At 59.9% G+C, this 21,315-nt stretch carries 19 protein-coding genes; 12 read left to right on the top strand and 7 right to left on the bottom strand.

Annotated elements, in window-relative coordinates; genetic code table 11:
* Positions 1-63 precede the first annotated feature (63 nt).
* From tnpB to treY, 5 genes are all read right to left on the bottom strand, one after another.
* Positions 64-408: an IS66 family insertion sequence element accessory protein TnpB gene (tnpB, locus tag NYQ88_RS09465; protein ID WP_275654680.1), complete on the bottom strand. Its 345-nt coding sequence runs from the start codon at positions 406-408 to the stop codon at positions 64-66.
* Positions 405-782, bottom strand: a complete 378-nt coding sequence (locus tag NYQ88_RS09460; RefSeq protein ID WP_275654679.1) for a transposase — start codon at positions 780-782, stop codon at positions 405-407. Before NYQ88_RS09460 ends, tnpB begins: the two co-directional genes overlap by 4 nt.
* A 465-nt stretch (positions 783-1,247) precedes the next feature.
* Complete coding sequence (locus NYQ88_RS09455) at positions 1,248-2,618, bottom strand: IS1182 family transposase (protein WP_275652564.1); 1,371 nt, start codon at positions 2,616-2,618, stop codon at positions 1,248-1,250.
* A gap of 79 nt (positions 2,619-2,697) precedes the next feature.
* Positions 2,698-3,207, bottom strand: a complete 510-nt coding sequence (locus NYQ88_RS09450) for a ferritin-like domain-containing protein (RefSeq protein WP_275654678.1) — start codon at positions 3,205-3,207, stop codon at positions 2,698-2,700.
* A gap of 99 nt (positions 3,208-3,306) precedes the next feature.
* Positions 3,307-5,499: a malto-oligosyltrehalose synthase gene (gene treY, locus NYQ88_RS09445; protein ID WP_275654885.1), complete on the bottom strand. Its 2,193-nt coding sequence runs from the start codon at positions 5,497-5,499 to the stop codon at positions 3,307-3,309.
* Positions 5,500-5,642: 143 nt separating this feature from the next.
* Between treY and NYQ88_RS09440 the strand changes: the two genes are divergently transcribed.
* The gene (locus NYQ88_RS09440; protein ID WP_275654677.1) at positions 5,643-5,945 is read left to right on the top strand and encodes a hypothetical protein; all 303 of its coding nucleotides are present in this window, start codon (positions 5,643-5,645) and stop codon (positions 5,943-5,945) included.
* A 92-nt stretch (positions 5,946-6,037) separates the two neighbouring features.
* On the opposite strand, the gene NYQ88_RS09435 is transcribed toward NYQ88_RS09440, so the two are convergent.
* Positions 6,038-6,319 carry an HIRAN domain-containing protein gene (locus NYQ88_RS09435; protein WP_275654676.1) on the bottom strand — a complete coding sequence of 94 codons (282 nt, stop codon included), beginning with the start codon at positions 6,317-6,319 and terminating at the stop codon, positions 6,038-6,040.
* A 120-nt stretch (positions 6,320-6,439) separates the two neighbouring features.
* Positions 6,440-7,264: a manganese catalase family protein gene (locus tag NYQ88_RS09430; protein ID WP_275654675.1), complete on the bottom strand. Its 825-nt coding sequence runs from the start codon at positions 7,262-7,264 to the stop codon at positions 6,440-6,442.
* 208 nt (positions 7,265-7,472) lie between these two features.
* Between NYQ88_RS09430 and NYQ88_RS09425 the strand changes: the two genes are divergently transcribed.
* From NYQ88_RS09425 to NYQ88_RS09375, 11 genes are all read left to right on the top strand, one after another.
* A protein-coding gene (locus NYQ88_RS09425; RefSeq protein ID WP_275653081.1) for an IS5 family transposase occupies positions 7,473-8,242 on the top strand; the annotation gives its coding sequence in 2 pieces (ribosomal slippage) (positions 7,473-7,781 and positions 7,784-8,242; 768 coding nt in all).
* A 130-nt stretch (positions 8,243-8,372) separates the two neighbouring features.
* Positions 8,373-9,143 carry an exodeoxyribonuclease III gene (xth, locus tag NYQ88_RS09420; RefSeq protein WP_275654674.1) on the top strand — a complete coding sequence of 257 codons (771 nt, stop codon included), beginning with the start codon at positions 8,373-8,375 and terminating at the stop codon, positions 9,141-9,143.
* Between the two features lie 380 nt (positions 9,144-9,523).
* Positions 9,524-10,786, top strand: coding sequence for a glycine betaine/L-proline ABC transporter ATP-binding protein (locus NYQ88_RS09415; protein ID WP_275654673.1), 1,263 nt, complete (start codon positions 9,524-9,526; stop codon positions 10,784-10,786).
* A 32-nt stretch (positions 10,787-10,818) separates the two neighbouring features.
* Positions 10,819-11,745 carry a proline/glycine betaine ABC transporter permease gene (locus tag NYQ88_RS09410; RefSeq protein ID WP_275654672.1) on the top strand — a complete coding sequence of 309 codons (927 nt, stop codon included), beginning with the start codon at positions 10,819-10,821 and terminating at the stop codon, positions 11,743-11,745.
* A gap of 87 nt (positions 11,746-11,832) precedes the next feature.
* On the top strand, positions 11,833-12,855 hold the full coding sequence (gene proX / locus NYQ88_RS09405) for a glycine betaine/L-proline ABC transporter substrate-binding protein ProX (RefSeq protein WP_275654671.1): 1,023 nt from the start codon (positions 11,833-11,835) through the stop codon (positions 12,853-12,855).
* 210 nt (positions 12,856-13,065) lie between these two features.
* Positions 13,066-14,832, top strand: a complete 1,767-nt coding sequence (locus tag NYQ88_RS09400; protein WP_275654670.1) for an ATP-binding protein — start codon at positions 13,066-13,068, stop codon at positions 14,830-14,832.
* Entirely contained in the window at positions 14,829-16,169 is a 1,341-nt protein-coding gene (locus NYQ88_RS09395; RefSeq protein ID WP_275654669.1) for a sigma-54 dependent transcriptional regulator, read from the top strand. Before NYQ88_RS09400 ends, NYQ88_RS09395 begins: the two co-directional genes overlap by 4 nt.
* Positions 16,170-16,320: 151 nt before the next feature.
* Entirely contained in the window at positions 16,321-17,280 is a 960-nt protein-coding gene (locus tag NYQ88_RS09390; protein WP_275654668.1) for a TAXI family TRAP transporter solute-binding subunit, read from the top strand.
* Positions 17,281-17,400: 120 nt separating this feature from the next.
* Entirely contained in the window at positions 17,401-19,512 is a 2,112-nt protein-coding gene (locus NYQ88_RS09385) for a TRAP transporter permease (RefSeq protein WP_275654667.1), read from the top strand.
* Positions 19,509-19,877: a DUF1850 domain-containing protein gene (locus NYQ88_RS09380; protein ID WP_275654666.1), complete on the top strand. Its 369-nt coding sequence runs from the start codon at positions 19,509-19,511 to the stop codon at positions 19,875-19,877. The genes NYQ88_RS09385 and NYQ88_RS09380 overlap by 4 nt, the downstream gene beginning before the upstream one ends.
* Before the next feature lie 407 nt (positions 19,878-20,284).
* Positions 20,285-21,196 carry an AraC family transcriptional regulator gene (locus NYQ88_RS09375; RefSeq protein WP_275654665.1) on the top strand — a complete coding sequence of 304 codons (912 nt, stop codon included), beginning with the start codon at positions 20,285-20,287 and terminating at the stop codon, positions 21,194-21,196.
* The last annotated feature ends 119 nt before the right edge of the window (positions 21,197-21,315 follow it).

The following is a 21,315-nucleotide window of genomic DNA, read 5'->3' as shown; positions in this document are numbered from 1 at the left end:
TGGCACAAAACGCCCCGGATTACCTGAGTTTTTGTGCCTGTGAGTCAGTCTGCCGCAGGCTTTTTATCCAGCCGATTGCGGGCGGCCCACCGGCGCCGAGCGCACCCGTTTCCAATCCATGCCCTCCACCAGCGACAGCAGTTGAGCATGGCTCAACTGGACCCGGCTGTTGCCGATCCTCGGCCAGCAGAACGCCGCCTTTTCCAGCCGCTTGGCGTAAAGGCAAAGGCCAGTCCCGTCCCACCAGACGATCTTGATCCGGTCTGCCCGCTTGGCGCGGAACACGTAAAGCGAGCCGTTGAACGGATCGGCTCCGGCATCGCGCACCAGACCGACAAGCCCGTCAGGCCCTTTCCTGAAGTCCACGGGTTGGCTGGCCAGGTACACCTTCACGCCCGAGGGGATCATGCCGACCGCACGGCGCGAAGGACACGACGAAGATGATCCTCGCTGACCGCAGACCCCACACGGACCGTGGCACCACCGATGCCAATCTCAACGACGCCGCTTGCGGGTTCCGCGTCTTCGTCAGGCGCATCGCGCCGCTTGACCTGACCCTTGGCCATGGCCTTGCGACGCCAGCCGAACAACTGCGAGGGAGAGATCCCGTGGCGCCGCGCCACTGCCGAAACGTTCACGTCTGGCGCAAGGGCCTCTTCCACGATCCTGGCTTTGGTATCATCCGGCCAGTTGCGCCGCGCTACTGCCGGAGTGCTCTCCATTCGGCTCGGCACCACCTCCAGCAACTGGAAGCTTCTATCACTGGGCACATGCGCAGACATAGGAACTCACACCGTCATCAAACTCACGGTGCCAATACCCCAGTCGACCCCTTCAGGTCAGACGGGATAGCCTTCGCGCTTACGTATCAATCAGGCCCTGCTCGTGCTCGATGACACGAGAGTCTCGCTGCGGCTGATGGGCAATGCCTATGGCAAGACGGCACCGGCGACCTTGTTTTCGGAATCCTCTTACGTCGATGTACACTTGGCCGGCGGCAGCCGGCTGCGAATGCCTGACAGTCACGAGGACAGTGCCTCTAAATTTTAGATGGATCGATTTAGGTGGCCAAAGACGTCCGTCTGTTCATTCAGCACACCGGAGGTCACTTCCGATGAATAACAAAAGGGCGCCAAAGGCGCCCTCAGACCACTGACAAACCCCGTCATTTTTGGGCGGGGTTTTGTTTTGTGCTGGGTTTGCCGGCTTAAGCGCCTGGTAGATTTGGCGCGCACAAGGCTCCCGCCTCATGCGAGGCTTGGTTTGGGGGCTTTGGTTAGCGCGAGGGCGATTTTCTTGATGTTTTGGGCGGCGGCGGCCAGGAGGCACTGGTAGGCGACGCGTGTCAGACTTCGGAACCTTGCATAGCGGTGTCCGTGAAGCTGTTTGGCGTCGGCAAAGGAGCGCTCGACCGTCTCCTTGCGGCGCTTGTAGATCGCCTTGCCCCAAGGCGTCAGCCGATGCCGATCGGTGCGCTCGCGTGCGTCGGCCCAGACATGGCGGGTGATCGTACGGGTTGCGGCAGCGTTGGAGGTGCAGGAAGCAAGCAATGGGCAATCGCAGCAGATCTTTGGATCCGAACGATAGTGGCGATAGCCGTTGCGATCTGTGGTGGCATAGGCAAGCAACTGGCCCTGCGGGCAGACATAGCCGTCTTGCGCGCTGTCATAGGCAAACTTTGATTTGCGCATCATGCCAGGGCGCGGCGGTGTGGGGTTGCGATAACCGGTGACACCCAGAATTCCGCGCGCCTCCAGCCCGTTGGCGATGCCCGACGTGGCATAGCCGGCATCAAGCCCGACGGCCTGAACGTCGAAGTCGAAACGCTGGCGCTGCCGATCCAGCCGGTCGAGATAGACGATCGAGTCATGCACATTGGCGGGCGTCACATGCGTGTCGGTGATGATCGCATGGCGACCATCGACGGTACGATGATCGAGATAGAAGAACCCCTTCGGCTTGCCCTCGCGCACCATGTAGCCGGCGTCCGGGTCGGTGCGCGAGACCTTGGTTTCCTTGACCTGCGGTTCACGCTCCTTGTCCTTCAAGGGCTTTTGGCCATGCAGCGCCCGCTCTGCCTCGATCGCCCGGTCGAGATCGGCCCAATAGTCCGAGCGCGACTTTTCGATCATCTGCAGATCATATTTGCCCTTGTTGGCATTGGCCTTCAGATGGGTCGAATCCGTATAAAGCACCGAACCATCCACCAGTCCGTGGCGGATCGCCTGCTCGACGATGTGATCAAAGATGTCCTGCGCCACATCCGTGTCGTTGAAGCGTCGGCGCCGGTTCTGCGACAGGGTCGAGGCGTCAAACACCCGATCCGTCAGCTTCATGCGCAAGAACCAGCGATAGGCGACATTGACCTCGATCTCGCGCACCAGCTGGCGCTCGGAGCGCACGCCAAACAGGTAGCCGATGAAGAGCGCCTTGAACATCAAGGTCGGATCAAGCGCGGGCCGGCCATTGTCGGCGCAATAGAGCCCCGCGACGCGATCATGAATAAACGAAAAGTCGATCACCGCGTCGATCTTGCGCAGCAAATGATCCTTCGGCACCAGACCATCGAGCGTCACCATCTCGAGGGCAGTCTGTTCAGGGCTGGGTTTCTTCAACATGCCCCAGTGAATCAAAAACCCCCGGCCAAAGCCAGGGGTTTGTCAGCAGTCTGAGGGCGCCAAAGGCGCCCTTTTCGCTCTATTTCTTGGCTGTCTCGCCCGCCTCCTTGAGGGACGCAAACTTCAGGGTCACCATTTCAATATTGTCGTAGAGCCATTCGGCCATGGCCATTTCTTCATGGAGAATGGCTTCCAATTCCGACATGGCGGCTCCGTTGCCGCTCGCTTCAGCCAGCGTGATCAATGATTTGTATGCGGCGATCTCGAAGTTCTCAAAGGCGAAATTGGCCATGGAATTCTTGAGGATTTCATCGGGTGCCACGGTGTGGCCGACACTTGCCATCGTACCGGCCAGCGATAGAGCCAAATCCTTGAGGGTCGACTTGTCTTCGCCGAGCGTATCGAGCACCCGCTCAAGACGTCCGATCTGACCTTCTGTCTCGGCGATATGATCTCGGATCTTCGCCTCGATTTCGGGATAATTTTCTATCCGCTCCGCCTGCGGCTTGAGAATGGAAAGGGCCTGGTTCTCCATCGCGTGAGCATTCTTGAGGCCGGTGATGAAGAGATCTTGGGCTGTTACGGTCATGGGAGAACTCCTGTTGAGATGACCGCAACGACGTGACCCGCACTGGGTTGCCAGACTTGCCCCAAGCAAGGAAATACCCCGCCAAGCGTCCAGGGAGGGTCAAACCCAGGCAATGTTGAGGGCCAATTTCCCGGTTCCCCTCCATATCGAAGCGCCGGTGGCAGCGCTGCCAATGGTCACCGTAAGGTTACGCTCACCCCAAACCCGCCGGAGGATTGTGCCGCTCTCCTGGTGAACTTCTGCAGTGGCATTTTGAACGAACAATGCCTCCTCCTGGCGCAAGGCCAGCAGAACACGCGTGAGCCTCAGCTTCTCGGCCCCAAAGCCGTCAGCCTCTTCGATAGCTGCCAGCGCAGCCCGGTCAAAAGGCAGACGATTGTCCGGGTCCGTGAGCGCAAAAAAGGAGCCTTCAGCACCTCTATAGATGTCGGGAAACCCGGGCATCAAACACTTGAGCGCAAGCTGGGCAAGGGAGAGTGCCTCTCCCGTTTCGACCAGTTGCTGTAGCGCTGCTGGCTCGGTCTCTTTCCACTGGTCGCATAGCCTGTCGGAAAAACCGTCGGCCGCAGCTTCGGCCTCTGGATCGGGCCTCGTCCAGAAGCTTTCGAGCTTTGCCTCACGCATTGCCTTCTGATTGTGCTGGCGAAGCCGCTGCTTGATTGTTTCCACCTCGGTTCCCCATAGGGCCAAGGCAGACTGGACGATATACCACCGCCACCGGTGGGACAGCATCTCGGGCGCCAGCGGATCTGCTGCCTCGACCAGCGACCAGAACGCCTCCGGAGCATGACTGATGGCGATAAGCCGCGCCCGACTGTCTTCGGATCGTTTCGTGTCGTGCGACGACGTCAGGGACATCTCGCTCGCCCGACGGCTCGCCAGAAATGAACTGGCATCCTCATCGATTATGGTCGGGTTTTCGGGTTCCGCACCGACCTCGTTTTCGGCCAGATAGCGTGTCCATCGAAAGCCGGCCGTATCTTCCTGTGCCTTTGCCAATAGGGCTCCCGACACCTGCTGGAAGCGCCTCGCAAAGGTCCGGTCTGCCTCGCCGGCTGGCTCGATGAGATGCTGGACGAGGCGTTCAACTATACGGGTGGAGCGAATTCGGGCACTGGCGAGAGCGACGATCCGGTCCAGTATGTCGCGTGCATCAGCGGTGGCCGGCGAGCCATCGAGATATGTGCGGTAGCGCGGCATGCCCAACAGTAACTGGGTCACCGCCTCGCGCAGCCCCTCTGGGCCAGGCTCGACATTTGGATCATTCGTCAGACAAGCACGCGCCATCATCGACAGTTGGTGCAGTTCCGCCGCCAGTTCATTGGATAGGATATCGAGTTTGGCAGCTTCCAGCGACGCCGGAAAATCCGCGCTGATCCCTGTATAGGCGCGCCAATGCAAATCGATTGCCTCGAGGCCGGCCCCGTCTGTCAGCAGTTGCGTGATCAAGCCTGCAGCTTCATATCCCGTAGTGCCAACGGTCTTCCACTGCGGGTCGAGCCTTTCGGCTCCCATAAGGATTTTCTCCACCCAGACGGGTGTCCCGGGCAGGACGCTGGCCAATTGGTCGAGATAGGCTTTGGGGTCTGCCAGTCCGTCGACGTGATCGATACGCAGACCGTCCACGAGGCCGGCTTCGACCAGTTCCACCACCCCCTTATGGGTCGCCTCGAAAACCTCCGGAACTTCAATGCGCATCCCGATTAGGGAGGTGATATTGAAAAATCGCCGATGCGTAATCCCGTCTCGCTCAAGTTCCCAATGGCGGAGGCGCCAATGCTGCATCTCATGCAGAGCGGCAAGGCCGTTGACGTCTCCAGAATATTTCTCATGACCCGCAGCCAATGGGATTTCAGTTGGTCCAAAACACCATTTGCCGTCCCGCACGCAAAAGTCGCCACGCGACAGCATGACCTCGAACGGCTCTGGAAGAAACGGCAGAACAAGCGGGCCTGCGGTCCAGTCAATATCGAAATAGGCGGCAAACGGACTGTCTGGTCCACGCCGCAGGACATCCTGCAGCCAGGGATTTTCCGGGGTGAATGCGGTGTGGTTGGGGACAATGTCGAGAATAACGCCCAGCCCCACTTCGTGCGCAGCGCGGGCCAGTTTCTCAAAACCCTCGCTTCCGCCGAGCGCGGGTTCAATCACAGTCGGGTCGATTATGTCGTAGCCGTGGGTAGAACCTTCTGCCGCGGCGAAGATCGGGGACAGATAAAGGTGGGAGATGCCGAGGTCGACGAGATAGCCAAGCTGCTGTTCGACACTGGAAAACGTAACACCCTCCCGCATCTGGATGCGGTAGGTGGCCGACGGAATATTCTGAACCAATTGAAAACCCGCATATTGTGCCCGCCGGGATAGGCGGGAGCTTGGGAGCCCAATGGTTCCACGCATGCCAGGTTCCGAATGCGCCCGTTCTCTTTACCGGCGATATGATCGAAGTGCCGGAATTGCAGCTCCTCACTGATTTGGAACGGTCGCCCGGCAAGAACCATTTCTCTGCCGAGACCCGGGCCGCACGGATCTATGGAGCAACCGCGATGAGCACCCCCGAAAAGCCGAATGTGGAGTTTGATGCGCCGGAAGAACGACCGTCTGCCGAAGAGCTTTATAGCGACCCGGCGGAACGCGCCGTGTTTGGAAAATATGGTGACATGGCCGGTTTCTGGCGTTTCATTATCCCCATAGTCCTCCTCCTCGCGGCAGCGGGCATGTTCTTTGCCACGATCAGCTAACCCGGCCCTTGGTGAGGATTACGCATTCTGCGGCGAAGAAGACGCCCCTGGGCCGGCAGCGGACTGCCGGCCCCTTTGCATGTGATCGGGCTTTAGGCCCGCAGGATATAGAGATCCAGCTCAACCGACGGCCGTGGCAGGCGCCCTACTCCGACGACGCTCGCCTCAAGCGCGAACCCAGCGTCAACCATGGGGGCAAGCAGCTTGGACTGGTTGCCGGGCAGATATCCAAGGTGCAAATCCCCGTGGAAGACAGCGATGGAGCTTGCGTCAAAACTGCGTTGCGGTTCGCGGGTGAGCGCAAGCGGCGCGCCAAGGGCGAGCGCGTCTGACACCAGAGCATCATCGGCCAGATTGACGATATAACTTTTCATCAGCCGGACACGCTCGAGAGGACTCGCAGCCGAGGCGGCAGTGGCCGTACCCGCGGCCAGTATTACCCCTCCCATCCCTTGCAAGAGAAGACGACGATTTGGCATCGTTTTGTCTCCATCCTAAAGCTGCTCTGCCTGAGCACCGCTCTTCGGCTTCGCCCGACCGAGATTAGGCACCTCCCCCAGTGGCTCCATGGGGCGCGACGTAAAGGAACCATTGCCGTCAATCGATTGTCCGCTTGACCAGCGGCCCTGGACAGGCTCGCTGCCATCGTGCTGGAAGCCAAGGAATACATAGCTGAAGTCCAGGTTCTCTTCTTCTTGCGGATGACTGTTGGGAATTGGGAAGACGTTCTCGTTGCCACCGAGCTCCTCGATAGCGGCCAGCCACTGGTTCTGGTGCATCGTGTCGCGGGCGATCAGGAACTGCAGCATCTCCTTCATGCCAGGATCGTCGGTCATATTGTAAAGGCGCACGGCCAGCACCCGGCCAGTGGCTTCCGCAGTCACATTGGAATTCATGTCCGCAGCAATATTTCCGCTGGCATAGATGTGGGACATGTTGAAAGGCACACCATCGGAATCGACAGGCATTGCCGAGAGACCGGCGGAGAGCAGGTTCTTAAGATTGATGCCGCTCAACACTGATCCGGCGACAGGGTTGTCAGCGGCCTCCTCCTGCATCGATAGCGGCGCCCCCTCGAGGTTCAGCGCCACAGCGGTCGCCAGCATCTCGATGTGGCCCAGTTCTTCTGCCGCAGTATTGAGCAGCAGATCCCTGAATTTGGGATTGCCCCGCGCGCCCATGGCCTGAAAGAAATACTGCATTGCCACGCGGATCTCTCCCTCTACGCCCCCGATTGCCTGCTGCAAGGCACGCGCGAACAATGGGTTAGGCTTGTCGACCCGGACTGGAAACTGAAGTTTGCTGTCAGTGTAAAACATGATCCACTCCTCTATGTTGGAGAGAACCAAGCGTCGGCAGCGGAGCATTGTTCCAATACTAACTTGCGATCTAATCAGCTGGCCGATTGGGCCCAAATAGCCAAGTCGAGAGCTATACTTAGGCGGTGTGGACGAAGTGGATTCCCAAATCAGCTAATCGCTGATTCAATGCTGTTCTTTGCGGAGAGCAGCGTTGGTTCGGGGTTTGATGTCAGATGCAGAGTGGGCCTTCTTCGAACCGTTCGTGGTGGAGAAGGGTCCGAGACGAGGTCGGCGGCCGCGTGATCATCGGCTGGTGCTGGATGGGGTGTTCTGGATAGCCCGCACGGGAACCGCCTGGCGGGATCTGCACAGCCATTTTGGCCCATGGAACTCAGTCTATCGCCAGTTCCGGCGTTGGACGCAGGCGGGGATCTGGGATGTGATGCTGGAGGCCTTGAACGAGACGGGAGCGGGTAACGATAGCGTTCAGATGATCGACTCTACCATCATCCGCGCCCATCAGCACGCCGCCGGCGCGCTAAAAAAGGGGATGCGGACCAAAGTCTTGGCCGCTCTCGTGGTGGTTTCTCGACCAAGATCCATCTCCGCAGCAACGCTCTCGGCCTCCCTGTCGCGGTCACGCTGAGCGGCGGACAGGTCTCCGACGTGAAAGGCTACGTGCCGATCATGGACCAGCCCGGTCCGAGACCCTGCGTGCTGCTCGCCGACAAGGGATACGACGCCGACTTCATCCTGGCTGACCTGGAGGCCCGCGGCGTGGCCGCTGTCATTCCGGCCAAACGAAACCGCAAGGTTCAGTCCGTTATCGACGGCCATATCTATGCCTTGAGAAACCTCGTCGAGCGATGCTTCTCCAAGCTCAAGCACAGCCGCCGCTTAGCCACGCGATACGACAAAACCGCCGATAGATTCCTCGGCTTCGTTCTCGTCGCGTCGATCCGGTTGTGGGTCAGACACTTTGTCCACACAACCTAGATCAAGTCTGGTCATGAGAGGCCGCTGCTTTGTCCCGATCGTCTTCGTCGCCTCGGAACGGGTCAGCAACGATATTGGTTGTGCTGGACGATGATCGTTCCTTCGAAGACTTTCCGCCGGGCCAGCTGAGATGAAGATCGCCACCTACAACGTCAACGGCGTCAATGGCCGTTTGCCAGTTCTGCTGCGTTGGCTTGAAGAGGCAACACCTGATGTTGTGTGCCTGCAGGAGCTGAAATCTCCAGACGAACGGTTTCCCACCGCAGCTATCGAGGCGGCTGGCTATGGCGCTGTCTGGCATGGCCAGAAGAGCTGGAATGGGGTCGCCATCCTGTCGCGCGGAAAAGTGCCGATCGAGACACGGCGAGGGCTCCCGGGCGATACCGACGACTACCATAGCCGGTACATTGAAGCCGCTGTGGAGGGCATAATTTTCGGCTGCCTCTACCTGCCGAACGGCAACCCGGCGCCAGGCCCCAAGTTCGACTACAAAATGAAATGGTTTCAGCGCTTTACCGATCACGCCAAGGAGCTGCTGGCGAGCAAACTTCCAGTGGTTCTGGCAGGCGACTACAATGTCATGCCCACTGAAATCGATGTGTACAAGCCGGAACGCTGGGTCAACGACGCCCTGTTCCGTCCTGAAGTGCGCGACGCCTATCACAAGATCATTGAACAGGGATGGACCGACGCGCTTCGCGAGCTTCATCCCGGCGAGCGGATTTACACCTTCTGGGATTATTTTCGGAATGCCTATGGCCGGGACGCCGGCCTTCGCATCGACCATCTCCTGCTCGCGCCGCTAGTAGCCAAACGCCTCAAGGCTGCCGGTGTCGATCGCCATGTGCGCGGCTGGGAGAAATCAAGCGACCACGCACCGACCTGGATTGTTCTCAAATGAACGGGCGAAGCGCTCTTCGCAGCGGAACACGCCATCCGGGCCCGCTCCAGACCAGAGCAATTTAGGACGTTTGCGACAAGAACGCCCACGGCCATACCTGACCGCGCCAAGCCCAGAAAATGCAGTATTTTTCCGTACAATTTCAACGCCCCCGGACACGTAACCAATCCTTCCTGAGCACTCGCAATCCAGATTTTGTCATATTTGCGGTTGAAATGTCATTCTAACTGACATAACTTGTCACGAACCACACGATTGTCGCGCATGATTGGGACGAATGACTCACATTCGGCCAAGTCACCCCGTTATATGTATACGATGAACATACAATATTGTGCGACTGAACTTCTTTATTCTTCTCAATTTAACTTCGAGGTTTTATGACGGCCAAATTGAGGGTGAAGAAGGTCTACAAGATCTTCGGAGACCGACCCAAAGAGGCACTCGCACTCCTTGCCGAGGGTGAAAGCAAGGAATCCATATTCCAGACCACCAGCCAGACTGTCGGGGTTCAGAACGCCAGTTTTGAAGTCGATGAGGGGCAGATTTTCGTGATCATGGGACTATCCGGGTCCGGAAAATCTACCATGGTGCGCATGCTCAACGGGCTGATCCGCCCGACCGGTGGTGAAATACTGATCGATGGCGATGATGTCGCCTCCTGCTCTGGCAGCAAATTGCGGGACATCCGGCGCAACAAGATCGCCATGGTGTTCCAGCACTTCGCGCTCTTCCCGCACCGAACCATTCTCGAAAACGCAGCCTATGGCCTCAAGGTAAAGGGCGTGCCGGCCGCAGAGCGCAATGCCAAGGCGCTGACAGCGCTCGAGCAGGTTGGCCTTTCCTCCTGGGCACATAGCAAACCTGCCGATCTCTCGGGCGGGATGCAGCAGCGGGTGGGCCTTGCCCGCGGCCTCGCGACAGATCCCGAAGTGCTGTTGATGGATGAGCCTTTCGGCGCACTCGACCCACTGATCAGACGCGAAATGCAGGACGAGCTGCTCAGTCTCCAGGCCACGCTGAAGAAAACCATCATCTTCATTACCCACGATCTCAGCGAAGCGCTGCTCCTGGGAGACAAGATCGCCATCATGAAGGATGGGCGTATCGTTCAGATCGGTACGGCGCAGGAAATCGTCTCCAATCCCGCAGATGATTACGTCGCCGCCTTCGTCGCCGATATCGATCGGGGCCGCGTCTTCACGGCCGAGACGGTATCGAGCGAACCTTCGGTGATGCAGCTGAATACCGACACGGCGGGCGACGCCGTCAGGACCATGGAAGACCAGAATTTGAATGCGGTCTATGTGATGGATGGCGAGGAAATCGCCGGCGTCGTTACCTATCAGCAGGCCGCGACAGCAGACCGCGACAGCGGCCCGTCGGATGTGCATCTCTCCGACGTGATGCAGACCGACTATCCGACCACCGACATGGATACGCAATTGGCCGATCTCTACGGCGCCGCCAGCGGCGGGCTGCCGATCGCCATTACGGATGCCGATAATCGCCTCGTTGGCGTCGTTGAGCCGGAGGCCGTTTTCGCCCAGCTCTCCGTGCCCTCCGAAACGGCTGAGAGCGACGAGGCCGACGCGTCCACCGCGCCGGAAAACACCGAGCTCAAGCTCGAAGACGCGCGCTAAGAGCCGCGCCAAAAACAACAAGGAGACGTGCGATGAGCCCGTCCGATTTTCTCGTCATCCCCTTTGACGACTGGGTCACCGCTTTTGTCCGTGGCTGGCTGGTACCCAACTTTCGCCCCTTCTTCAGGGCTGTTCAGGTCCCCATCACGCAGGTGCTGAATGGGCTCGATGCGTTCTTTGCCTTCGTGCCGATGCTGGCGATGACTGCTGCCTTCGCGCTTCTCGCACTGAAGTTCGCGGGCCGGGGCATGGCCATTTTCACGGTCGTCGGATTTGTCTTCATCGACATGATCGGCCTCTGGTCCCAGACCATGACGACACTGGCGATGATCGTGACTTCGGTGCTGTTCTGCGCGGTGATCGGTATTCCGCTTGGCATTCTTGCTGCCCGCAACGACGTGACGTGGAAGGTGCTGCGCCCAACGCTCGACGTGATGCAGACCATTCCGAGCTTCGTCTATCTGGTGCCAATCGTGATGCTCTTTGGCGTCGGCATGGCGCCCGGCATCATTGCCACGGTCATCTTCGCCCTGCCCCCGATCGTGCGCCTCACCAATCTTGGTATCCGCAATGTTCGGGGCGACCTGGTCGAAGCTGCCGAAGCCTTCGGCTCGACGCCCCTGCAGATGCTGTTCGAGGTGCAGCTGCCGCTTGCCATGCGCACAATTATGGCCGGCCTCAACCAGACACTCATGCTGGCCCTGTCCATGGTCGTCATCGCCGCCCTGATCGGCGCGGGTGGGCTTGGGCTTGTGGTCAATACCGGACTGGGACGCCTGGACGTTGGCCAGGCCACCGCGGGCGGTGTCGGCATTGTCATTCTGGCGATCGTACTCGATCGCATCACGCAGGGTTTTGGGGCGCAGAACAAGGTGCCCTCCGTCTCCCTGCGCCAAACACTTGTTTCCATGTTCCGGCCGAACGCTTCGGCGCAGACGCTGAACGGAAAGGCGGCCTGATCCGAGGTCGCATGCTGGGGTCCATCCCCGTCGCCATCCGCGCCAATGCGGATCCACGAAAAGCAAAATAAAGGAGACAAAAACATTATGTTCCGTCTCAAAACAACATCCGCCGTCGCCGCCCTCATGCTCGCCACCACCGGTCTGAGCGCCCCGGCCTTTGCCCAGGCGCAGCCCGGCGAAGGCAAAGAGATCATCATGGCGCAGCCAACCTGGGACACCGGTTGGTTCTATACCGAGATCTACAAGCAGCTTCTGGGCGAACTTGGCTATTCGGTCGGCACCGTGCTGACGCTGGATAATCCAGCCTTCTACCAATCCGTGGGCTTTGGCGATGTGACCATGTGGGTCGATGGCTGGTTCCCCATTCACAACCCCTACAAGACCGCCATTGAAGGCACGGCCGAGATCATCCCCTCCGTCGTCAGCGGCGGCGCGATCGAAGGTTACCTCGTCGACAAGAAGTCAGCTGAGGAACTTGGCATCACCTCGCTCGAGGATTTCAAGCGGGATGACGTCAAAGCCGCCTTTGACCGCGACGGTGATGGCAAGGCCGATATGGTCGCCTGTCCGCCCGGCTGGGGCTGCGAGCTGACCATTGAGCACCACATCGGCGCCTATGATCTCAATGACCACGTCAATCTGATCAAGGCCGGCTATCCTGCTGCCATGGCGGATGCCGTAGCCGCTCACGACACCGGCAGCCCGATCCTCTTCTACACCTGGACACCGAACTGGACTGTCAACGAGCTGGTGCCGGGCGAGGATGTCGTCTGGATCGAGGTGCCCGAGGTGAGCCTGCCCGAAGACATGGCCGATCTCGCCGATGCAGCAGTTCGCGAAGGCGTTGAAGGCTGCGTCAGCGATCCGTGCATGCTCGGCTTCCCGGCCAATACGATCGACGCGGTGGTCAACACGGCCTTCCTCGAAGAAAACCCGGCCGTCCGTGCCCTGCTTGAAAATGGCGAGATCCCGATCGCGGATGTCTATGCGCAGAACGCCGCCATGAACGCAGGCGACAACGATATCGAGGGCCAGGCAACGGCCTGGATCGCCGACAACCGTGCTCTGGTCGACGGCTGGCTCGAGGCCGCCCGCGCTGCGCAGTAAGCACCGATAAAAATGCCGGCCGGAGCACAGCTTCGGCCGGCATTCTATTGCCTGCTGAAGGTAAAGCGCCGCGTGTTGGATTACGCGGGTCCGCTTGCATTTTTCTGATGCCGCTCTCTTAATGACGCTGACGCCGCTCAATCGGGGCGTTCAACGCAGTGGAGGAGCACGCTGGAGCACAATTCAACACAGCGGCGCTATGCCATCTGGGTGCTATTTGGCATCCTTGTCGCCGTTGTGGCGAGCGCGAGCTGGGGCGTCGCGCATAAGCAAGGCGTCGAGCGCCTCCGCAGTCTTGTGCACGACCGGTTGACGGTCAATCTCCATGCGGTCGAGAGCGAAATCGAGCGTTTCAGATATCTGCCCGATGTCATCAGCAAAGACCCGCGGATCATCGAACTGCTGGTCGCAACGGACGGCGCTGGGATCGGGATTGCCAATGGCTATCTTCAAAGCGTCCGATCCATGTCCGGAGCGGACGAACTCTATGTGATCGACCTGTCGGGTGAAACCCTGGCCGCGAGCAACTGGAATGAAGAAGGCAGTTTTGTCGGCCACAATTATGGCTTTCGTCCCTATTTCACCGACGCCATCTCGACTGGGTCAGGGCGGTTTTATGCGGTCGGTGTGACCACGGGGCGGCCAGGATATTTTCTGTCCAGCCGCGTCGTCTACGAGGATCGCACGATCGGCGTCGTGGTTGCTAAGGTGGACATCGGACCACTGGCGCGGACCTGGGCCGAGGCCGGCGAGGTCACCGCCATTGCCGACAGGGAGGGGATCATCTTCCTCTCCGGCGAGCCACGCTGGACCTACCGTCCACTCCACAAACTATCTGCCGAAACACTCAATCTTCTGGACGCCGAACGTCGATATGACGGGATCGACCTCGCGCGGGCCGAACCGCTGGCGCCAAGCCCAGGCGATGGATCGGCCGACCGGACGATCGGACTTGGCAATGAGCGTTATCTGATGGGTGTCAGAGGCCTCGAACCGGACGGCTGGCTTTTGCTATCCGCCCTGCCCCTTGGCCCGGTTGAAACCGAGGCCCGTCTTGTTGGTGCATCGAGTGCACTCCTAGCCCTGCTAACGCTTGCCGTAGGCCTGTTCCTGAGACAACGCCAGCAATTGACGCGGATGAAGCTTGAACAGAACGCCGTGCTTGAAGGGCGCGTGGCCGAGCGCACAGCAGCGCTGGCCCATGAGGTCGAGGAGCGCAAACGAGCCGAGCAGGACCTGCGGACAATGCAGGATAGCCTTATCCACGCGGCAAAACTGGCGGCGCTGGGGCGGATGTCGGCAGCCATCGTGCATGAAGTGAGCCAGCCACTGTCGGCGCTCGATAATACGCTGGCGGCAGCAGGGCTTCATGCAGAGCGCGACGCGAAGGCTGAAGTACAACGCAATCTGACATCGGCTCGATCGCTGCTCAAACGCATGCAACGAACGGTAAAACACCTCAGGACCTTCTCCTCGCGCCGGGATGCAACCCCACCGGAGCCCATTGATGCCAACCAGGCGATCGAGGCTGCCATGGACATAGTTGAGCCGCGTGCCCGGGAAAACGGGGTTGCCATTGCCTATGAGCGCCGCGCTGGCCTGCCGCCGGTCACAGGAAATTCCATTCGCCTTGAGCAGGTGCTGATCAACCTGTTGCTCAATGCCGTCGACGCCAGCGTCGCGGCCGGTCAGAACCGGATCGTTGTTGTGGCGGAGGTGCTGGACGCTGCCCTGCGGATTACCGTTTCAGACATGGGACAAGGCATTACCCCCGAGGTGCAGCAGAGGCTATTTGAACCGTTTTTTACCACCAAGACGACGGGGGAAGGTCTTGGGCTCGGCCTGTCGATCAGCAAGACCATCATCGAAGAATTTGGCGGCAAGCTGAACCTCGTGCCGTTGGACGCGGGCGGCACCCAGGCCTGGGTCGAGCTTCCCCTTCACGTTGAAAAGCAAAGGCAGCTGGTATCGGCATGACGAGGGGGCGCATCGCATTCATCGACGACGAAGCGCAGCTTTGCGAGGCTGCGGCAGAGTGGCTAGGTGTCTCCGGTTTTGACGTCAAAACCTTCACCGATCCGGTCAAGGCTATGCAGGCGATCAATGGGAACGCCTTCGATTGCGTCGTCACCGACATGCGCATGCCGGGGGCAAGCGGGCAGGATGTACTCCGCCATTTCTCCGGTACGGATAGTGATATGCCCGTTGTGCTGCTGACGGGGCATGGCGATGTGGGCATGGCGGTGGACGCCATGCGTGGGGGCGCCCATGACTTCATCGAAAAGCCCTACGACGCAGACCATTTGATCGCCGTATTGGACCGGGCCGTCGAACGTCGACGGATGGGTGAAGAGCTGCGCAAGTTGCGCGAGGCAACGGGCGCTGAACTCGACACGCGGCTGGTGGGGATATCCGCTCCCATGGTGCAGTTACGCCGCTCCATTGCGCAGCTGGCCGATATCGATGTCGACATTCTGCTCAACGGCGAAACGGGTGTCGGCAAGGAGGTGGTTGCCCGGGCGCTCCACGATTTTGGCCACCGCAGCAAAGGGCCGTTCGTCGCCATAAATTGTGCCGCTGTTCCGGAATCCGTCTTCGAGAGTGAACTCTTCGGGCACGAAAAGGGAGCCTTTACCGGCGCTGCAGGCAATCGTATCGGCAAGCTCGAATTTGCCAGGGGCGGTACGGTTTTTCTCGACGAAATTGAATCCATGCCTCTGGCGCTTCAGGCAAAGGTGCTGCGCGCGATCCAGGAGCGGAGTGTCGAACCGCTGGGCTCCAACATCCCTCGCGATCTCGATGTTCGGTTCATTGCGGCGACCAAGGTCGATCTCAAGGCCGAGATCGATGCCGGCCGGTTCAGGGCCGACCTTTATTTCCGCCTGGCAACGGTTGAACTGGCGATACCGCCACTCCGAGATCGGCGCGAGGATATCCCACTCCTCCATGCGCTCTTTGCAGGCTCGGCGGCGCAGCGTTTCAACATGTCACTTCCTATTATGCCCCAAAGCCTGTTGCAGTCGCTACTGGCCGGGAGTTGGCCGGGCAACGTCCGCGAGTTGAAGGCCGTGGCGGAGCGGTTTGTGTTGGGACTTGGGAACACGAAGATCGCCACAGAGAAACAAGGGTCCCTGACCGAGCGCGTGGCGCAGTTTGAAGCCGAGACGATTGCCGAAGCTTTGCGGGAATGCGGAGGGTCGAGCGCAGAAGCTGCAGTGCGGCTTGCTGTGCCGCGGCGGACGCTCAATGAGAAGATCGCCAAATATGGTCTGCGGGCGGAAACGAGCGGAAATCCGCCAGAGGTACTCGGCTGATTGGCGGAAATTCGCCATCAATCTCCGCTATCAGAGCGAAAACCTTAGCATATTCAATGCGGCATCGACTGGCATGTAGCTTGCAATGTGGAAGGAACCAGCTGGTTGAGGAGCCGGCTGCAAAAATGAGCATGCTACAGGAGGATAAAGCATGACCGTTCTTTCCCCGCGTCTTCTGTCGGGCGTTCTGGCCACCACCCTTGTGTTCAGTGCTGGCGCTGTGCCGGCACAGTCCCAGGAATTCATCAATGTACTGACCGGCGGCACTTCGGGCGTTTACTACCCGCTCGGCGTGGCGCTCTCCGAACTTTACGCGGAAAATATCGAGGGTGCCCGCACTCAGGTGCAGGCGACCAAAGCCTCGGTCGAGAACCTCAACCTGCTGCAGCAGGGCAAGGGCGAACTCGCCTTCGCGCTGGGCGACTCCGTCAAAGCCGGTTGGGATGGCGTCGAGGAGGCAGGCTTTCCGCAGCCTCTGACCGAAATCCGTGCCATCGCCGCGATCTATTCCAACTACGTCCAGATCGTTGCCAATGCCGAGTCCGGCATCAAGTCCCTGGAAGATCTGAGGGGCAAATCCATCTCTGTCGGCGCGCCGGCATCCGGGACGGAACTCAACGCCCGCGCCATCTTTGCAGCCGCCGGCATGAGCTATGACGACATGGGCAAGGTCGAATACCTGCCCTACGCGGAATCCGCCGAACTCATCAAGAACCGGCAGCTCGACGCGACCCTCCAGTCCTCAGGGCTCGGCGTCGCCTTCATCCAGGATTTGGCGGCGACCATGCCGATCAACATCGTGGCCATTCCGGCCGAGGTCGTCGACACCATAGGCGCGCCCTATATCGCTTCGGTTATTCCGGCTGGCACCTATGACGGGCAAACCGAAGACGTCTCCACGGCGGCGATTGGCAACATCCTCGTTACCCATGCAGGGGTGAGCGACGAGACGGCCTACCAGATGACCAAGCTGATGTTCGAAAATCTCGACCGGATGGTCGCCTCCCACTCCGCGGCCGCAGACATCGACCCGGCCAATGCGCTGACGGGCCTTTCGATCCCGCTGCACCCAGGCGCCGAACGCTATTATCGCGAAGCTGGCCTGCTGTAATCGCTTCGGCCTGCCGGTCTCTCCGGCAGGCCCACCGGCGCATCTTCGATTTTTGATCACCAGGCCTATGCTCAACTATGTCGAGCACGAGCCTGCACGAGTTGTCTGGGAGGAGACTCGATGTCCACCGCAACCACTGATGCCTTTCCCAATTCTCCGCCTGACAGCGTTGAAGAAGCCGTTGAAGGCCTACCGCCAGGCTTCGGCGTGGGAATGATGGGCAAGATTGCCTTTGGCATCGCCATCGCCTTCTCGCTCTTCCAGATATGGACCGCGGCCTATGGCACCCTGCCCAGCCAAGTCGTGCGCGCCATGCATGTCGGGTTCCTGCTGCTGCTCGGCTTTGCGCTTTTGGGCAATCTCGTCGCCAAGACGGTATGGGGACGCGTCTGGTTTTGGACGCTCGGCATCGCGGGCTTTTTGACCGGCATCTATAATTGGGTCTTTTACACCGACCTCATCAAGCGCAGCAGCTTTATGACCACGCTCGATATCGTGGTCGGAACGACAGCGATCGTACTGGTTTTCGAAGGCGCCCGACGGCTGATGGGTTGGCCGCTGGCCATCATCTCCGCCATCTTCCTTGCCTATTGCTTCTTCGGCCAATACGCGCCCGGCCCGCTAGTGCACCGCGGCTATGACTTTCCCCAGATCATCGAGCATTTTGGGTTTGGCACCGAAGGAATTTACGGCACGCCGATCTATGTCTCGGCGGCCTATATCTTCATCTTCGTAGTCTTTGCCGCTTTTCTCGAGAAGGCGGGAATGATCGCACTTTTCAACGACTTCGCCCTCGGCCTCGTCGGAGGTTGGCGCGGCGGACCCGCACAGGTCTGCACCCTGTCCTCAGCTCTTATGGGCACAATTTCCGGTTCGGGCGTTGCCAATGTGGTGGCGAGCGGCCAGTTCACCATTCCGCTGATGAAGAAATTCGGCTTCCGCTCCGCCTTCGCAGGTGGCGTCGAGGCGACATCATCCATGGGCGGACAGATCATGCCGCCGATCATGGGCGCTGTGGCCTTCATCATGGCCGAGACCCTGAAAGTGCCCTACAGCAGCATCGTTCTCGCCGCCATCGTGCCGGCCGCGCTCTACTTCGCCAATTGCTTCTGGATGGTCCATCTCGAAGCTGGAAAGGCGAAACTGCGGGGCCTGAGCAAGGCGGAACTGCCCAATCCCTGGCACGCTGTTCGTGACCACTGGCCACTGATCCTGCCGCTGGCCGCCCTCGTTTACCTGCTCTTTGCCGGCTATACGCCGATCTTTGCCGGTACCATGGGCCTGGCGCTGGTGATCGTCCTCATCCTCGGCACACCACTTGCCGCCATGATCGGGCCCCGCGCCTTCCGCTATGCCTTCTGGATCGCCCTAGGCCTGGCATCGGCCGCTTTCCTGCGCTTCGGTGTCAATTTCCTGATGATTGTCATCGCGACCCTTGTGCTGGCCTGTGCCATCACGCGCGGTGGTCGTCAGACCTTGCTGATCGTGCGAGACTCGTTGGCGGAGGGCGCGCGGAACGCCCTGCCCGTCGGCATTGCCTGCGCTGTCGTCGGCATTGTCATCGGCACGCTGACGCTCACCGGTATCGCATCGACCTTTATCGGCGCCATCATCAGCGTCGGCGAGAACAATCTCTTCCTCTCGCTCGTTCTGACCATGCTGACCTGCCTCGTGCTGGGCATGGGAATTCCGACAATTCCCAATTACATCATCACCTCCTCGCTCGCGGGCCCCGCGTTGCTGGAACTGGGCGTGCCGCTGCTCGTCAGCCACATGTTCGTCTTCTATTTTGGCATCATGGCCGATCTGACGCCGCCCGTTGCCCTCGCCTGCTTTGCGGCGGCTCCAATGGCCAAAACATCGGGGCTGAAAATTTCCCTGCAGGCCACCAAGCTGGCAGCCGCCGGGTTCATCGTGCCGTTCATGGCCGTCTATACGCCATCTCTGATGCTGCAGGATGGCGGGGCCATTGCTGAGACCTTCGGCTATCCGGTGGAGGTGATCTACATCATCATCAAGGCCTGCTTCGGCATCGCGCTCTGGGGCGTCGCCATCGTCGGCTTCCTCTTCGCCCCGCTCAATGTCATCGAAAGGCTCCTTGCTTTCGCCGCAGGCCTTTTGCTCATCCTCGCCCTGCCGATGACCGACGAATTGGGCTTCGCGCTGGGCGTACTGCTGGTCGGCTGGCTCTGGTGGCGCCGGGGCGCCGCCGCTCCGCAGGCTATGGCATGAGTATCTGCATCGCTTCAGCCGGAAGCTTCCTGACTTTGCTCGCCAGCAGCTTTTCGCTCACCTGGATCCACTCTGTCGAAAAGACAGAGTGGATCGAGCACTGGCAGGTCGAGGGGGATAAGCTTGCCTTGGTGTCAGCGCGCGTAACAGGCTCCGGAGCAGGAATAGACCTGCCACCCGATGCGGTCTGGCAGGACGGCGGATGGACCTACCGCCCCACCCTGCCCCCGCTGTCGCAGGTCACCCTTGCGGCGTCCGGCGCTACGCCCGGCGGCTGGAACCTCTGCACCGAAGACAAATGTCTAGAGCTTGGCGCAACGGCCGGCGCCACGACAACAATCTGGACAGCCGACGTCTGCAGATAGCCATCACCAGAACATCGGTGACCGCGCAGTACCAACATGCCGCCGCCCCCTCGCGTCTTGAGCAACACTAATGGCACGGCCCTATGGCACTCCGAAAACAGCCTTTGACGCTGGCGCGCGGACCGATCGCGCGACCACTGCACTGACCAATTTGCTCAGCGCCCTACCCCGCCAACGCAGTCGGAAAGGCGCCGTCATGCAGTGGTCCAGACCTGCCACAGACCCGCGCGGAAACGTTCGCAATTAAGGGCACTCGGGAGCAGTAAGCGCCCACACATCGACAAGTACATCCAATCGTGACTTAATATATAATTCTGAAGCCTGCCAAGTTCTGGGAACCATCCAATCGCGAGGGTGTGCTGATGCTTCTCTCCATTCGATCGCAAGATTACGATGCGTCTCGACGCGTGGAAGAATTTCAAAGCGTCATTGCGGCGATCACCAAGGTCGACTTTGTTCCTGAGGACGAGAATTCTTTCATATCGGAAACGTCAATCGGCGTGTTGCCCAATCTGATCCTTGGTCATGGCCGTCATTCGGCCTCGACTGCGATCCGCACGACAGCCCACGCCGCTGACACAGACGACAATGTCATGTTCCACATTCCCCTGTCAGGCAGCTGCTCCATCGAGCAGCGCGGCGGCGCGCGGAGCGAGCTGCGCTCCGGGCTGGTCTATGCAGACCCAGGCGACGTTCCCGGTATTATCCAGTTTCATGGTCAGCCGTCGGAGGGGTTCTATGTCTCCCTCCCGCGGGCACAGCTGACATCGGCAACATCCGGGCTCAATGCCATGCTGCGCGGGACGGCTCCTCTGACGCCGCAATGGCGCCTGTTTTTCAATTATGCCCGAAGCCTTCATGTGGAGCTCTCCGAACTCGGGCCAGACGAGGCGGCGCAATGTGCCAACCATGTGCAGGACCTTGCCCTGATGGCGCTGGGCGCCACCCGGGAGGCGGCCGAGATTGCAGCCGGCCGCGGCGTCCGGGCGGCTCGGCTCAAAGCCATCAAGGCCGACATTGAAAACCATCTGACCGCGCCCGACCTGTCGCCGGAACGGATCGCCACGCGTCACAAGATCAGCTTGCGCTATCTGCGGGCCCTCTTTGCCGGAGAAGGCACAACGTTTGGTGACTTCGTCGCTCACCGGCGGCTGGCGCTGGCTTATCGATTGCTCAGTGATCCGCGCAATGGCGGAAGCAGTATTTCCGGCATCGCCATGCGTGTCGGGTTTGGCGACCTCTCCTGGTTCAACATCCGGTTCCGCCGTGTCTACGGCATGACACCCAAAGACGTTCGCGCCCTTTCCCGCCTGCGCTGAAGTCTTTCGACGCCAGATTGTGCCGCCCTCCCCGGATTTGGTGCCGCTCTCCCCAAGACGCACCAGATCGCCCCGCCTAGATTTTCGCCTGGGGCAGTTTTTGACGAGCCGGATGTTTG

It is taken from the genome of Devosia sp. SD17-2, from assembly GCF_029201565.1.
GTDB lineage: Bacteria > Pseudomonadota > Alphaproteobacteria > Rhizobiales > Devosiaceae > Devosia.
Note: the sequence above shows the minus strand (reverse complement) of the source record. Positions and strands in the feature narration are given on the sequence as shown.